The 14,750-nt window shown below is 71.7% G+C and carries 10 protein-coding genes and 3 pseudogenes; 4 read left to right on the top strand and 9 right to left on the bottom strand.

Going from position 1 to position 14,750, the window contains the following annotated elements:
• Window positions 1-348: 348 nt before the first annotated feature.
• Window positions 349-532, bottom strand: a pseudogene (locus ACIQVL_RS50855) (siderophore biosynthesis protein); the annotation flags it as partial.
• Window positions 533-731: 199 nt separating this feature from the next.
• On the opposite strand from ACIQVL_RS50855, the gene ACIQVL_RS50850 reads away from it, so the two are divergent.
• Both ACIQVL_RS50850 and ACIQVL_RS50845 read left to right on the top strand, forming a co-directional pair.
• On the top strand, window positions 732-1,814 hold the full coding sequence (locus ACIQVL_RS50850; RefSeq protein WP_403479209.1) for a WXG100 family type VII secretion target: 1,083 nt from the start codon (window positions 732-734) through the stop codon (window positions 1,812-1,814).
• Window positions 1,815-1,955: 141 nt separating this feature from the next.
• A complete protein-coding gene (locus ACIQVL_RS50845; RefSeq protein WP_403479208.1) occupies window positions 1,956-2,222 on the top strand; it encodes a hypothetical protein in 267 nt (88 codons plus the stop codon).
• Window positions 2,223-2,545: 323 nt separating this feature from the next.
• Here the strand turns inward: ACIQVL_RS50845 and ACIQVL_RS50840 are convergent, their stop codons facing one another.
• The 8 genes and pseudogenes from ACIQVL_RS50840 to ACIQVL_RS50805 all read right to left on the bottom strand — a co-directional run bounded on the left by ACIQVL_RS50840 (window position 2,546) and on the right by ACIQVL_RS50805 (window position 12,046).
• The gene (locus ACIQVL_RS50840) at window positions 2,546-3,025 is read right to left on the bottom strand and encodes a SitI3 family protein (RefSeq protein WP_403479207.1); all 480 of its coding nucleotides are present in this window, start codon (window positions 3,023-3,025) and stop codon (window positions 2,546-2,548) included.
• A gap of 20 nt (window positions 3,026-3,045) precedes the next feature.
• The gene (locus ACIQVL_RS50835; RefSeq protein WP_403479206.1) at window positions 3,046-4,134 is read right to left on the bottom strand and encodes a hypothetical protein; all 1,089 of its coding nucleotides are present in this window, start codon (window positions 4,132-4,134) and stop codon (window positions 3,046-3,048) included.
• Between the two features lie 45 nt (window positions 4,135-4,179).
• Window positions 4,180-4,344: a peptidoglycan-binding protein gene (locus ACIQVL_RS50830; RefSeq protein ID WP_403479205.1), complete on the bottom strand. Its 165-nt coding sequence runs from the start codon at window positions 4,342-4,344 to the stop codon at window positions 4,180-4,182.
• Window positions 4,345-5,006: 662 nt separating this feature from the next.
• Window positions 5,007-5,657: pseudogene (locus ACIQVL_RS50825) on the bottom strand (serine/threonine-protein kinase); the annotation flags it as partial.
• Between the two features lie 205 nt (window positions 5,658-5,862).
• Window positions 5,863-6,168, bottom strand: coding sequence for a WXG100 family type VII secretion target (locus ACIQVL_RS50820; protein WP_403479204.1), 306 nt, complete (start codon window positions 6,166-6,168; stop codon window positions 5,863-5,865).
• Window positions 6,169-6,329: 161 nt separating this feature from the next.
• Window positions 6,330-10,544: an FtsK/SpoIIIE domain-containing protein gene (locus tag ACIQVL_RS50815; protein ID WP_403479203.1), complete on the bottom strand. Its 4,215-nt coding sequence runs from the start codon at window positions 10,542-10,544 to the stop codon at window positions 6,330-6,332.
• Window positions 10,545-10,558: 14 nt separating this feature from the next.
• Complete coding sequence (locus tag ACIQVL_RS50810) at window positions 10,559-11,395, bottom strand: sensor histidine kinase (RefSeq protein WP_403479202.1); 837 nt, start codon at window positions 11,393-11,395, stop codon at window positions 10,559-10,561.
• A 39-nt stretch (window positions 11,396-11,434) separates the two neighbouring features.
• Window positions 11,435-12,046, bottom strand: coding sequence for a LuxR C-terminal-related transcriptional regulator (locus ACIQVL_RS50805; RefSeq protein ID WP_403479201.1), 612 nt, complete (start codon window positions 12,044-12,046; stop codon window positions 11,435-11,437).
• Window positions 12,047-12,155: 109 nt separating this feature from the next.
• Between ACIQVL_RS50805 and ACIQVL_RS50800 the strand changes: the two genes are divergently transcribed.
• Together ACIQVL_RS50800 and ACIQVL_RS50795 are read left to right on the top strand one after the other, a co-directional pair.
• Entirely contained in the window at window positions 12,156-13,892 is a 1,737-nt protein-coding gene (locus ACIQVL_RS50800; RefSeq protein ID WP_403479200.1) for a serine/threonine protein kinase, read from the top strand.
• A gap of 497 nt (window positions 13,893-14,389) precedes the next feature.
• A pseudogene (locus ACIQVL_RS50795) lies at window positions 14,390-14,607 on the top strand (transposase); the annotation flags it as partial.
• Window positions 14,608-14,750 lie beyond the last annotated feature (143 nt).

Here is a 14,750-nt window from a genome sequence, read left to right as displayed (position 1 = left end):
CACACGGCAGGGCAGACAAGAAGCACCTCGGCGCACGCCACGACATTTACCACGCCCCCGGCGCGCACCGAAGGTGCGCTGGGTCGCTGACCTGCTGTTTTCTTGGGCTTCTCAGGTGTGGCCGGTGGTGCTCGACCTGTTTCCCGAAGCCCACGGTGTGGAGTGCGTCGCAGGCTCGTGCCATGTGCCTCACCTGCGGCTTCGCGCAGCAGGGTTGGGGCCGAGGGGCGTTTTGCCTCGGCTTCCTGGGGCAGCCGGGAAAACGTCTTGACGCTCGTTCGACGCACATTTCTGCGGGGTGTCATGACGCTCGGACGACGTTCGAGGCCGACTCGACGGCATATAGTCCTTGCAGCGCACCGTTGGCGCATCGAGCAGGTGGGCAGGCAGGCCGGAGCCGGTCGCGGCAGCGGCAGAGCAGGGTGAGCAGCTGCTGCTCGTCCGCCAGGCGCTGGACGCCGAACGCGCCGATCAGGCCGAGGACGTGGTTGATGCCGAGATAATAGCAGAACCGTTCGTCGGCGATCTGGTCAAACCACGACCCCATGACGTCCCCCCAGGCGTTGCGCTCCGCGCTCTCCTCACCCTAGAACTGCCGGGACCCTGGACGGGAGCGTTCTTCGCCGCCTTCCCGTAAAGCCCCCACGACGCACGTGGTGTGATTGACCGACAGGCCGCACGCTCGTGCGCGTGGCGTTCACCCGGCAAGCTGGCAGTGGAGGTGTTCCGGCATGGGTGATGCGGTGCGTGTCGTGGTGGGAGCCAACGCGGGCTCGGCTGCTCAGCAACTCGTCGCCGCGGTGGGGCGGTTCGGCGCATGTCTCCAGAGGCTTTCGTCGGCCGCGGAAGCGCTGGCCGGTGACAGCACGTGGGCGGGGGCGACGGCCGACCGGTTCCGCCTGGATCACCGGCAGATGGCAGCGCGAACCGAGCAGTTGAATGCCGCCTTGGGGCGCATGGCGCAGGGGGCCAGGTCGGTCGTCGACCGCATCGACCAGGAGGACGCCAAGGGCATGGCCGCCACGGTGCCGACGGCCATCGCCGCGTCGGCGGTATCCGGTCCCGGGGCGGTACTGGGGCAGGCGGCGGCGCAGGACTCAGGCGGGCTTTCCCACCGCCCCGACCTTCCCGAACCTCCGCCGCTCCCGACCGATCCGCGGTTCCCCCCTGTGATCGGCTGGGGCGGTCCGGGAGTTCCGGTGGTCAACGAGAAGGGCGCCTTCCAACCCGACCACGGCGGCGATTATAAGGTGGATCATTACGATCAGGAACGCGCACAGCAGTTGATGAACTATGGCCAGATGATCGCGACCGGGTCTCACCTGTATCCGGGTGACGACGCCGCACGTTTCTTTCAGCACTACCTCAACGGCAGTGGCAGCGACCTCAACTACAGCGCGGAAGCCCCCTACACCCAGTCGCAGGTATTTCAGAACCTCGTCAATCAGACGGTTCGTGACCACATCGCGCTGGCACTCGCGACTGGCAAGAGCGACTTCGATTCCGGATACCTGTACAACGCCGACATGTTCCCCGACAACCCCGACTGGACTGGGGCCATCAAGGGCTGTTTCTTCCGGGTGTCCGGCCATCGCACGCCGCAGGGAACCTGGGAGACGAGGCTGAGGATCACCAGCTACTACCAGTTTGTCCCGGGTGCAAATTTCGCCCACGGCCTTGCGAACGGTGAAAAGCTCCACGAGCTGGAGCGGCTGGGTATCGCGAGGAACTACCACTCCATCGGTACGGCCACCATGGAGTTCGACAACAACGGGGAGTGGGTCCTGCCGGACCCTCCCATGTCCGGGTTCTGAGGCGGCACGGAGACCGCCCCGCGGGGCACGATCCAGTATGGATCCGGCAACCGGCAGGGCGCCGGCCGGGACTGCCCTGCCGGGCTTCTTCTGCGCTGGCAGGAGATGCAGGAGGTCGCCGTACCCTCGTATGGTGAAGGTATGGCCGGTAAGAAGCCGACCATCACGCTCGATAGGTCGCTCGTCGAGGCCATGACAGCCGCGGCCCATGAAGCAAGCATCCCCCTGTCGCGACTGATCACCAGCGCCGCCGAACGTGAACTGCGCCTGCGTCTCGGGCGGACAGCGGTAAGCGAGTGGCAAGCGGAGCACGGCGGCTTCACCTCCGAGGAACTGGCCGCCGCCCGCGCGGAGATGACCGACGCCGACGCCGCGGGCGCGGGCATGGACGGTGGCATGGATTTCTGATTCTTCCCGGAAGATCGAAGCCGCGTCACGGAAGGGCGGCACCCTGCAGGGGGTGCCGCCCTTGCGCGTCGAGACCCGTTGGGATCCGCCGCCCCGGACCCGGTCACCGCCCGTCGGCCTCAGCCGCTCGTTCCGCCGAACGCACCGTCACTCGGCGTCGGGGTCGGGTGGTGCGTGCCGGTGCCGGACGCGCCGGTGCCGCCGATGCCGGTCTCGGAGGTGCCGCCGGTGTCCGCCACATGCGACAACGGATCGCGCAGCGGTCCCTATGGCTTGTCGCCCTGATGCGGCGATAGCTGGCATGACCGGATACCCCCTCCGAGTCACTCCTCGGAGAAAGTATGCGTGGCACGGACGTAGGGCTGAAACACCAGGGCGAGACGGTGTGAAGGCCACAGGTCGTCGTCCTCGCTGAGACTCAGATCGGTGCCACGCCGCAGCAGCCAAATACTCTCGAACTGGAAATGCAGCACCGCGTCGCCATGCACCCGTTCCAATAGGCCCGACACCAACCGGATCATGTCATCGTCCTGGCTGGATAGATCCTGCTTCTTGAAGCGGAACGTCACCGACACCGTCGGTGTGAACCCGAGGTCAGTGATCACCGGGTGCCACGGCTCGGGACTGGCGTCGCGCACCCTGGTCCACGTTCCCCGTTCGGTCGCTGCCCCCTCGCCGAGCACTAGGTCGGGGGTGACTGACGCGTCGAACAGTCCGGCAGCCTTGCCAACGCTGATCAGCTCACAGCCCAGCTGCTCCGCAGGCAGCGGTGTCGCCATCTCAAGGCTGTAGGAAATGGCCATGCGACAGTCCTCCACAAGTATTACGGATACAGGTGAACGATGTTTCCATCGCGGTCGATCACCATGACCTCCTTGAGCCCACGGATCGGCCAGCGTTGCAATCGCTCACTGAGAGCGCCTGTGTCAACAGGACTGTCGGACAAATTCAGCACGATTCGATCGGCCTGGCCCTCTGATACTTTTCCACGGATCTCGGTGGCGATGGACTTGGGATTGCCGGTCTTGGGTGCATAATTATCGAAGATTCGACCTTCGATGCGGTAATCAGGCTCCTTGGGGCCGGGAACGGTCGGATTCTGCTCGACGTCGTAGCCCGCCTTGGCCAGGATGTCGGCTGACTCGTTCTCGCGCTTCAGCCCGCGCTGTTTCTCGGCACTGCCTTCGATCTTAGTCGGGGTTCCGCCGGGCTGGGCGTTCGGGTCCGCATCGTGCGAGGGGTGTGTATAACCGTCGTCAGCGGAGCCGCCACCGCCACCGTCGCCCGAGCCGCCACCGCCGTTGTCGGAGGCCAACGCGGACAGGTGGTGGCCGAGGCCGACGGCCCCGTTGGCCGCCAGGTCGGCTCCGCCGGCGATCGCCACGGCGGAGCCGACGTTGAGGGCGATACCCACGGGCAGGGCAACGCCTGACGCGTCGAGTACGCCACCGGTGGCTTCGCCGCCGGCGCCCAGCGCCATTAGCGCGCCGCCCGTGACGATCTCCGCTCCGCTGCGGATGCTCCCCAGCACATCGCCCAGCCACCCGCCGCCCGAGTCGTCCGAGGATGCCGTCGTATAGGCGGCCGGCGTGACGTGCGGGCCGGTAGCCGACTGCTGCTGCGGCACCCCGTCCATACCGTGGGCGTCTTCGTTGTCGATCGTCTCGATCAACGACGCGGCGGCGTGGGCGACCCGCTGTAGGGCAGCGCTCATTGACTGCGCATGAGCTGCCAGCACGCGGCGTTCGGCGCGGAACTGCTGTGCTGCGGCACCGTTCCACGAAGCCTGGTTCGCCAGGGCGTCGGCGGCGGCGGTGAGCCGCTGCACCGCGGTGTGGAAGGAATCCGCCTGCGTGACGAACCGCTGGGCGACCGATGCGGCGGTTGCCCCCACCATGACGCGTACGGCCATGTCAGCCCTTTCCGATCAGAGAAAGCTCGCCGGCCGGCCCACCGCTCACGCGCGCAACGCGCGCCAAGTGTTCACGCCGACGATGCCGTCCACCTTCAGGCCGTGGTCATGCTGGAAGCCTTCGACCGCGGTGCGGGTGTCGGGGCCGAAGCGGCCGTCCACGCCGTAGCCGCCGAGGCTGTAGCCGTGGGCTTTGAGCAGGCATTGCACCTGGACGACCGCCCGGCCGGTGTCGCCGGACTCGGTGATGCCGGTGCCGGAGTAGTAGGTGCAGCCGCTCGCCGGGCTCTTGGGGGCCTGGGTGCTGCCGCCCTGCTGGGGGAGGGGCTGAGCCGGGGCCGGGCCCGGCCGGCCCCCGGCCCGGGGGCGGCGGGAGTGGCTCCTCCGCCGCCGGGGTTCCCGCCGCCGCTGTCGGCGGTCGGCGACGTCTGTAAGGACGAAACACCGCTCTGGTGTGCCGTGCCGGACGCAGGGTGGGTCGCCGGCGACGCCGAGGTGGTGTGCGCCGGTGCCGCGGTGTAGGCAGTGGGCTCCGGGTGCCCGGACAGCAGCCCGGCCGCGATGCCGCCGCCGGCCACGCACACCCCGGCCACCACCGCGGCGAGCACCAGCCGCCGGCGGCTGCGCGGCTCCGGGATGGGCACCGGGGCGCGACGCGGCAGTCCGTCGCCGTCCCCGACCGAGGTCTCGCCGCCCGACAGCGCGGCCGGCTCGCCCCGTGACGCCTTGGCGGCCTGTGCCGTGCGCGGCTCGATGCGCTCCCGCAGCGGATCGGGCCAGCCCGCCCCCGCCGCCCGTTCCCGCGCGGCGGCGGCCACCTCGGCGGCGTCCGGGCGCTGCTCGGGATCCTTGTGCAGGCACCGTTCGACCAGCGCGCGCAGGTGCGGGCCGGCCTGCTCCAGCCTCGAGAGGTCCGGCGGCTCGTGGACGACCCGGAACAGCACCTCGGTGGGGCTGCCCGTGCCGAACGGCGGCCGGCCGGTGGCCGCGAACATCAGCAGTCCGCCCAGCGAGAAGACGTCGGAGGCGCGGCCGACCTGCCCGGTTCTGGCCTGCTCGGGCGCCATGTACGACGGGGTGCCGACATGCTGCCCGGTGACCGTCAGCTGGCTCAGGCCCGCGGCGTGCGCCACGCCGAAGTCGATGACCTTGGGGCCGTCGGCGGCGAGGATCACGTTCGACGGCTTCAGGTCGCGGTGGATGATGCCTGCGGCGTGGATGCCGTGCAGCCCCGCGGCGACGCCAGCGGCCAGCCGCCACACCGCCTCGGCGGGCAGCGGCCGATCCGGGCCGGCGGCGTCCTCCAGCGCGATACCGGGCACGTAACGGGTCGCCAGCCACGGCCGGGCGGCGTCCGCCTGGGCGTCCAGCAGCGGAGCGGTGAACGCCGCGTCCTGCCGTCTGACCGCCTCCAGTTCGCGGCCGAACCGCCGCCGGAACCGCGGATCGTCCGCGAGCTCGGGGCGGATCACCTTGACCGCTGCCAGGGTGCCGCCCGACCAGCCCAGATATACCCGGCCCATGCCGCCGGCGCCCAGCACGCCGAGCAGCGCGAACGGCCCCACCTGCAGCGGGTTGCCCGGCTCCAGCGGCTGGGCGCCGAGCGCCCGCACATCGTCCTCACGCAACGCCGGCCCCATCGCTTTCCCCTTCTCGCCATCCCGTGAAGCTGGACGGCTGCCCGCCGCTTCTCCGGTGCGCCGGAGAAGCGGCGGGCAGCCGGCGGTGTCAGCCGCTGAAGGTGCCGATCTTGGCGGCGCCCTGCGCGTCGGTGGTGTCGATGTTGGTGATGACCGTCTTCGCGCCCTGTGCCATCTGCTCGAGCGAGTGGGCCATCTGCTGCGACGCCGTACGGAACTTCGCGAAGTCCGCGTCGAACTTCTGGGCCGACTGACCCTGCCACTCGCCCGAGTTCGCGAGCTTCTGGCCGGCAGACTGGATACGCGTCAGCTCCGACCTGAAGGCCTGCACCGCCGAGAGGAACTGCTGCGCCTCGGTCTGCGCGTTCGCCCCGACCAGAACCTTGACCGCCATGGCCCTCACCCTCTTTCCTTCGCCGGCCGCCCGCTGATCCGGTGCCGGTCCCCGTTTCCGATGCCTTGAAGGTAGGCCCCGGCGCGGCGCGGCAGTAGCGTGCACGGCGTGGTGCGTTGGCCGGACAGACCCGTGTGGTGCACCGCCCCACACGGGCGGTGTCAGGCGTCCGGCACGGCGACCTGGACGGCGGTGAAGGAGCCGTCCGAGACGAGGTAGCCGCGCCCGGGGCGCATGGGCAGCGCGGGCCAGCGGGGCAGGGCGGTGCCCAGCAGGTCGCCGTCGAGCAGGTCGGGCGTCAGCAGTACCCCCGATCTGCTGCGCCGCACCGACGCCAGCCAGTGCATGCTGCTGCGCACCTCGCCGTCGTTGCGGGCTGCGGCGATGACGTGGATACCCGGGTCCTCATGGGTCGTCAGCGCCAGGAACAGGCCGGCGAAGTCGTCGAACGCGTCCGCGTCGTCGACCAGCACCACCGGCGGCCGGTCGTTCTCCTGCACCAAAGCGGTCAGTTCGGTCAGGTCCGCCGCGAGCCGCACTGGGGCCGGCAGTCCGCGAAGGGGCGAGTTGCGCGGGGCGTAGGCGAAGACGGGGGCGTCCACCGCCTCCAGCAGGCCCAGTGCGATGGTCGTCAGCAGGGTGCTGCGCCCGGAGCGGCGCGGACCGCAGACCAGCACGTGGTCGTGTTCGTGCACGGTCAGGCAGACGGGTTCGAGGTTGTCCTGCGCCACGCCGACCGGGATCGTCCATGGGCGCCTGTCGGCGCGGGCGGTCGCCCTCAAACCGGCCAGCGGCACGATCTCCGGCAGCACCCGGATGGCCAGCACCCGGTGCGCACCCGGCCAGGCGTCGCGCACCGCGGCCACCGCCGCCGCGAGATCCTCCTCCGGTGCCGCGACCTGGACGACCTGCCGGGTGGCGGCGACCACCCCGCGTCCGGGCGCGGCCTGCGGCACCTCGCGCGTCGGCACGCCGAAGTGCCCGTAGTCCGACGGGTCGGCGAGCGGCAGCAGCAGCTTCTGCGCGGTGCGGCTCAGCCAGCTGCCGGGAATGCCGCCGGCCCGGTCGACGCTGCCGGCGAAGGTGATGCCGACGGCCGGGCCGTCCGCGTAGACCTGCCCGAGCCGTCCCATCAGCTCGTCCAGCAGCAGATCGTTCTCGGTGCCGGTGAGTAGGGCGCCGAGTCCGTCGACGGCCACCAGCCAGCGCGGGCAGTCCTGGCCGCCGGTGGTCTTGCGGCGCTCCAGTTCCTTGCCGAGCAGGCCGACGAGCCGCACCAGCCGCTCCCGGTCGGAGCTGGGCACACAGCCACCGGTGTGCGGCAGCCCGGCCAGCGCCGCCAGGTCGCCGGCGCCGTGGTCGAGCACGTACACGTGCAACTGCTCCGGTGGCAGGGCCCGGGCCCAGGCCAGCACCAGTGACGCCAGGGCGGTGCTGGTGCCGGCTCCGACGGCGCCGAAGACCAGCAGGTTGCCGGCGTCCGGGTCCCAGCCGAGCGGCACCTGGCGCTGGCCCTCCGGATCGTCGGCGAGCACGAACGCCGGCAGGCCGGCGGCCGGTGTCTGCAAGCCGGCCTCGGCGGGGCCCAGGCCGGTGAGCGGGACGTGTCGTGGCAGCGGGTCGGGCCAGGGCTTGCGCGGCTCGGCGTAGCCGCCCGCGGTGAACGCCTCGCGCGCCAGGTTCACCAGACGCTCCAGGTCGGTTGGTGTGTCGTCGTCGCGCGGCGGCTCGGTGCCCGGCTCGGCCGGCCCGCCGCGTCCGAAGCCGAACGGGCCGACGCGCAGCCGCTCGGTGGTGTCCCCGACCGGGGTGACGGTGGAGGCCAGCGCCGTCTGCACGGCTTCCACCTCGCCGCCGGACACCCGCCGGAAGGCCCGGCCCCACTGCCGCTGCCCGATCGCGAAGGCCGCGGGGGAGTCGATGACGTCCCGGGAGTCCTCCACGCTCTCCGTTCGCAGGGCGATGCGCAGTTTGATGTTGGCCTTGATGGCGTCGCTGACCGAGCCGGCGGGCCGCTGCGCCGCCAGCACCAGGTGCACCCCGAGGGCGCGTCCGCGCTGGGCGATGTCCACCAGCGCCTCCATGAACGCCGGCAGCGCCTTGGCGAGGGTGGCGAACTCGTCGATCACCACCACCATGCGCGGCATGGGCGCGAGGCCGAGCCGGCTGGTGTCGCGCAGCCGCTGGTAGGTGCGGAAGTCGGACACCCCGGCGGCCCGGAGCAGCTTCTCGCGGTAGCGCAGTTCGGCTTCCAGGCAGCGCAGCGCCCGGATGCTGAGCTGCTCGTCGAGGTCGGTGACCAGGCCCACCACGTGCGGCAGGCTGGCGCACGCGTCCAGGCCGCTACCGCCCTTGTAGTCGATGAGGACGAAGACGAGATGGTCCGGGTCGTTGCCGGCGGCGAGCCCGGTGACCAGGGACCGCAGCAGTTCGCTCTTGCCCGAGCCGGTGGTGCCCGCGATCAGCGCGTGCGGACCATCGTCGTCGAGGTCGATCTCGTACCGGCCGGTGTCCGTCACCCCGAGCACGGTGCGGGCGCGCAGCGTGCCGGCCGCGGCCCGCCAGCGGTCCAGGAGGGCGTCGGGGGCGAGCTTGGGCAGGTCGAGCAGCGGCAGCAGCGGGGTGCGCGCGGGCAGCCCCGCCCCGGCGAGGGCGATCTCGGGGTCCTCGAACCGGGCCAGCGCCTGCGCGGTCGCCCGGGCCCGCGCCTCGCCGACGCCGGCGGTCAGCATGCTGCCGCGGCGCTCCCCGGTGGCGACGTGCCGCAGCTCGCCGGCGCCGGTGGACCGCACGGTCAGCACCACCTCGCACAGCGCCGGCAGCGGGTCGGCGAGCACCACGGCGCGGGTGGCGCCGGCCCGCCCGGCGAGCAGATCCCGCAGCGGGCAGTTGCGCCCCTCCAGCAGGGCGGCGCCGTCGACGAGGACCAGCAGCACCCCGCGCTCGGCGTCTGGGAAGGGGTGCTGTTCCAGGAGTTCAGCGGCGAGCCGGTCGGACTCCGCGCGGCCGACCGCCACCATCCGGCTGGTGCCCTCGGTGCGGTCGAACAGGTGCGGCAGCCACTTCGCCCATTCCCAGCGTGCCGCCCACGCGGAGTTGGTGAACACCGCGACGGCGAGGTCGGCCGGGCCGGCGGCCACCGCGGCCTGCAGCAGTACGGCCCGGGCCACCGCCAGCGCGGCGTCCCGGTGCCCGTCGATGCCGAGCACCCGGGTGATGCCGAGGTCGACGTGGACGGGGACGCGGGGGAGTTCGCCGTACCGGGTGAGCACGCTGGCGACGTCGGCGGGCAACTCACGCTCCCCGCCTGACTGCTCGGCCAGTGGCGGCCGCCAGGGCTGGTCGCCCACGCCCACCGCCAGCGTCAGGAAGTCCTCGGCGCCCGCGCGCCGCTCCCACAGGGCCGCTCCCGGTGCCTCGGCCCGGAACGCCACCTCGGCTGGGTCGAGCCCCGCGTTCCTGCGGCGGGCCAGCTCCGCTTGGTGCTCGCGCGCTACCTCGGCTTCGAACCGCTCCAGCTCGGCGCGATAGGCGCGCTGCCGCCGGCGGCGCCCACCCCGGCCGCGCAGCCGCTCCTCGAAAGCGGAGGCGAGATACGCCAGCGGGGTCACCGCCGCGAACACGGCGAACCGCGGGTCCCGGAACATCCACACCGTGACGCCGGCCAGCACGAGCGGCGCCAGCAGTGAGGCGATGAGAAACGGCGAGCGCTGCCGGCGCTCCGGCGCCTGCGGCACCCGCAGCGCGACGGGCGCCGGCAGGGTGCTGCGGGCCTGGCGGTGGAACGGCACCCGCCAGCCGTGCCGCACTCCGTGCACAGTGTCGACGCGGGCGCGCCGGTGCTCCGCGGGTGCGGGCACCACGCGCAGCACCGCGCCGCCGCCGACACCCACGACGTCCTGCTCACCGACCGGAGCCTGCCCGGTGATCAGCGTGCCGTTGACATCGATGCCGTTACGGGAGCCGAGGTCCGCCACGGTGACCGGGCCGGCGGCCGACACCGTGAGCATGCCGTGCCGACGGGAGACGGCGGGGTGGTCGATGCGCACGCCTTCCGCCGTGTCCCGTCCGATCAGCGTCTCGCCCACCGGCAGCGGCAGCCGTGCCCCGGCGTCCGGGCCGGCGATCACCCATGCCTCATGGGCCGGCGGCTCGGGCCGACTCACCGCGACCGCGGCGGCCGGTTTGACGACCGAGCCGGCCACCAGCCCAGAGGCGGGCAACCCGACCGAGCCGGCCACCAGCCGGCCGTCGATCACCAGGGCCACGGGCGGCTGCCCGAGCGCCTCCGCCAGGTCGGCGACCGTGGCGGTGGGGTCCGTGACGGTCAGGGCGTACTCGGTTCTGCGCCCGCCGTCGTCGTAGACGAATTCCATCGGTGCCCTACTCGTCAGGTGCCCTGCTTGGGGATGGGAAGCCGCAGTTCCACGGAGGTGCCTTCGCCGGAGGCGCTCTCGATCAGCACGGCGCCGCCGACCTCGGTGAGGCGGCCGATGACCGACCGCCGCAGTCCGGTGCCGGCCGCGGGTTCGCCGTCGAAGCCGCGCCCGGCGTCGACGATGGTGAGCACCAGGCCCGCGGGTCCGTGGTTGACGCGGATGGTGGCGACGTCGGTGCCGGCGTGCTTGACGACGTTGGTGAGCGCCTCGCGGGTCGCCTCCACCAGGGCCGACACGTGGGAGCGCGGCAGCCGGTCGTGCGGGTTGCCGGCCGCAGCGAGGCCGGCGGTGTTGACCTCGACGCGCAGGTGCTGCAGGGCGAAGGCGCGGGCCAGGGTCTCCAACTCCGCGACCAGGTTGCCCGGTTCACGCTCCCTGCCGGTTTCCACCAGGTCGCGCAGCCAAGCCGCTTCCTCGGCCACCTGGCCGCGCACGCCGGTGTCGAACCGGCGGTCGCCGCGGGCCAGCATCTCCATGATTTGCAGGACCCGGTCGTGCAGGATGCGCTGGTGCCGCTCCTGCTCCTGGGCCCGGGCCGCTTCCTCAGCGGCGTTAATCGCCGCCGCCGTCGCCCGGTGAGCCTCGCGGGCCGCCGCGCGGGCGGTGTGTGCCGCCACCGCCGTCGGCACGGCGGCGGCCAGGGCGGCGAGCCCCGCCGCGGCGCCGGCTCTCACCCCGGCACCGGCGAGCCACCACACGGCGGGGCATACCACCAGGGCCACGCCCAGCGCGGTGCGGATCCATAACGACGGGAGCCGCTCGGCCCCCGTAGCCCCCGTCTCGGACATCGTCCGCTGTCGTCCTTGCTGTTGTGTCTGTTCGTGTTGTCAGGTTCGGCGCGCGGCCAGGGCGATCCTGGTCAGCTCTGCCTTGTTGCCGGCCTGCAGTTTGACGCGGATGCGTTCCACATACGTGTCCACCGTGGCCTTGGTGACGTTCATGCGTCGGGCGGCCTGCGCGTGGGTGAACCCGGCCGCGATCAGGTCCAGCGCCTCACGCTCTCGCGGCGACAGCAGCGCCGAAGGGTCCTCGGATACCGCCGGGGCGGCCGGGATTGCTGCGGCCAGCACGTCCGCCAGTTGTGGCGACAGCGAGAAGCCTCCGGCCGCGACGGTCGTCAGGACGGCCAGCAGCGTCTCCTTGCCGGTGTCCTTGGTGACGTAGCCGCTCGCTCCGGACCGCACCACCGCCAGCACATCGGCCGGGGCCCGCGAGGCCGACATCACCAGCACCCGAGCCCACGTCGCGATCTCGGCTACCGCAGGCGTCGACGGCTTGCCGTCCGCCAGGTACAGATCGAGGACGACGACGTCCACCGAGCCGTCACGAGGCAGTTCCGCCGGATCGTCCACCGAGGCGACAACCTCGAAGCCCGGACTGCCCGCCAGCAGCGCCGCCATGCCCTCTCTGGTCACTGGGTGGTCATCGACGATCGCCACCCGTACATTCACCACCGCGCCATCGTGTCAGTGCGCTGACCAGGCGTCAACTGATAGGAATTTCAAGCGGTATGGTGGGCCGCGCCGTCGGGCAGGGCAAGGGGGAATCATGAGCTCCGGGCTGAGCGATGCCGAACTGGTCGTACTGGGCGCCAGACCGCTGACGCCCGACGACCCGGTACGGGTCGGACGGTACCGGCTGGCCGCGGTGCTCGGCGCTGGCGGCATGGGACGGGTGTATCTGGGCTGGGCCGACGGACGGTACGTGGCGGTGAAGGTGATCCGCCCCGAGCTGGCCACCAGCGCGCAGTTCCGGCGCCGGTTCGCCCACGAGCTCGCGGCGGTCAGCCGGCTGGACACCGCCTTCACTGCCGCTCTGGTGGACGCCGAGCCCGATGCCAACCGACCATGGCTGGCCACGCAGTACGTACCGGGCGTGCCCCTGGAGGACGCGGTCGAGGCGGACGGCCCCCTGCAGGAGGCCGCGGTGTGGCGCCTGGCAGCCGGGGTGGCCACGGCACTTCAGGGCATCCACGACGCCGGCATCATCCACCGGGACTTGAAGCCGTCGAACGTGATCCTGGACCCCGACGGCCTCAAGGTCATCGACTTCGGGGTGGCCCACGCGGCCGACCTCAGCCAGCTGACGGTCACCGGCCAACACGTGGGCACACCCAGTTACATGGCCCCGGAACAGGCACGCACGGGCGTGACGGGGCCGGCAGCGGACATCTTCGCCCTGGGCGGACTGTTGACGTTCGCCGCGACCGGCAAACCGCCGTTCGGCGAGGGCACAACAACCGAAGTACTCTTCCGGGTCGTGCACGAGCCACCGGACCTGTCCGGCCTCGAGGAGACCGACCCGCATCTGCGCACGCTGGTCGAGCAGTGCCTGCAGAAGGACCCCAAGCAGCGCCCGAACGCCGCTGCGGTGGCCGCCGCCGTGACAGCAGCGCGGGCCGCCGCGCAGTGGCCGGAGCCGCTGCGGGCCCGTATCGCCCAGCGCAAGGCGCTCGCTGCGGCAGCGCCGGCGGACGAGCCGGCGGTCCCGGACGGGCCGCTCACCAGCGCCGGCGACGAGGCCGGTCTGCCCCGCAAGCCCGGGCAGACCCCGGCACCGGCACCACACCGGCGACGCAGGGCGGTGATGGCAGCGGCCGCAGGAGCGGTCGTGATCCTCGCGGTGTCCGCGGCCTTCGCGGCCGGACTGCTGCCCCCACACCAGGAGTCGGCCGGCAGCTCCCGGGTCTCCGCCCGCGCATCCAGTTCGGCCCCCGCGGCGGCCTCGCCCTCGGCGCCGTCGCGGTCCTCCACAGCTGGGGCCCGCAGCAGCCCCCCGGCAGGGGCGAGCGGCCACGCGCCGCCGGAGGTCGGACAGACCGGCACCGCGCCTTGGGCCGGTGCGGGCGGTCCGGGCGGAGCCGGCGGTGCGGGCACGCCGACCATCACCAGGCTGCCCGGCCAGGGCGCCCCGCCGACCGCCTCCAGCCAGCCTCCCGGCCAGGCTCCCGCGCCGACCGCCACAGGGCCGCGGATCGCCTGGATCCCCGGCTCGGCGGCGTCGTCCAACGGCTGCGAGGCGTGGATGAACTACCGCAGTGACGGCTTCACCCAGGCACTGCTGGAATCCTGGGGCAACAACTGCAAGATGAACTACTTCCGCGGCCCTACCCAGCAGTTCAAGGACTCCCGACAGCAGAACGGCACCGGCACGCTCAGGACGGACTTCTACTGGGACGGCCCCGGCGTCTACACATGGGTGTGCGTGTGGCGGGACGGCTACTACAAACAGAACAGCTGCGGCGGCAAGTACTACGTAGAAAACGGCACCTACCACGCGGCGTGACAGGTGCCGACCGCCGGATCGCCGACGCACGGGGCTTGACCTCGAGTCCTGGACACGGGTAATGCGGCTGAGGCCAGCGTAGTTGATGTTGTTCTGGACGCTGTCTTGTAGTCGATCGGGGTACGTTGCCCGAGGCGGGAGTGATGGCGGGGTGTTGTAGCGGTGCAGCCGGCGGAATGCGCCGAGGCGAGCCTCGTGCTCGCTGGACCAGCTCTTTCGGCCCTAGAGTGTCTCGCGTTTGAACGTCGCGTTGAAGGACTCGGCGAGCGCGTTGTCCGCGCTGGAGCCGATCGCGCTCATGGACTGGCGGACGCCGGCCGTGCGGCAGGCGTCGGTGAACGCCCGGCTGGTGTACTGACCAGGTTCAACCAGTGGATGCAACACCGGCTTATGTGATCGATAGTAGATGGTCGTTGAGGGCTTCGGCGGGTGTCTTCCAACCGAGGCTCTTGCGAGGGCGGCGGTTGGGGGTGGCAGCGATCGCCTCGATATCCTCGCATGAGGCGGTGCTGCACCGACTCGATGACGCCGGCCTCATCGACGTCTCGCGCATGGTCCTCGACTCCGCACATGTGCGGGCTAAAAAGGGGCAGAACTCACAGGTCCGAGCCCCGTGGACCGGGGTAAGCCGGGTTCCAAGATGCACGTCCTGTCGGACGCGAACGGACTGCCCCTGGTCGTCGGCGTCTCGGCCGCCAACACCCACGACAGCGAAGCCCGGGGCGGGGGTGCGCGAACGACGTTGTCAGGGGGTGCGGCCGCGACGCTCATGTGACGCTCCGGCCCGGGGCATGCCGTTCCGGCACCGGGGGAAGGCCCTCTCACCTGCGGTTTTCTCCACCTGCGGAATCGGGACAT

It is taken from the genome of Streptomyces sp. NPDC090499 (assembly GCF_044769305.1).
Classification (GTDB): Bacteria; Actinomycetota; Actinomycetes; order Streptomycetales; family Streptomycetaceae; genus Streptomyces.
This window is presented reverse-complemented; position numbering and strand designations above follow the sequence as displayed.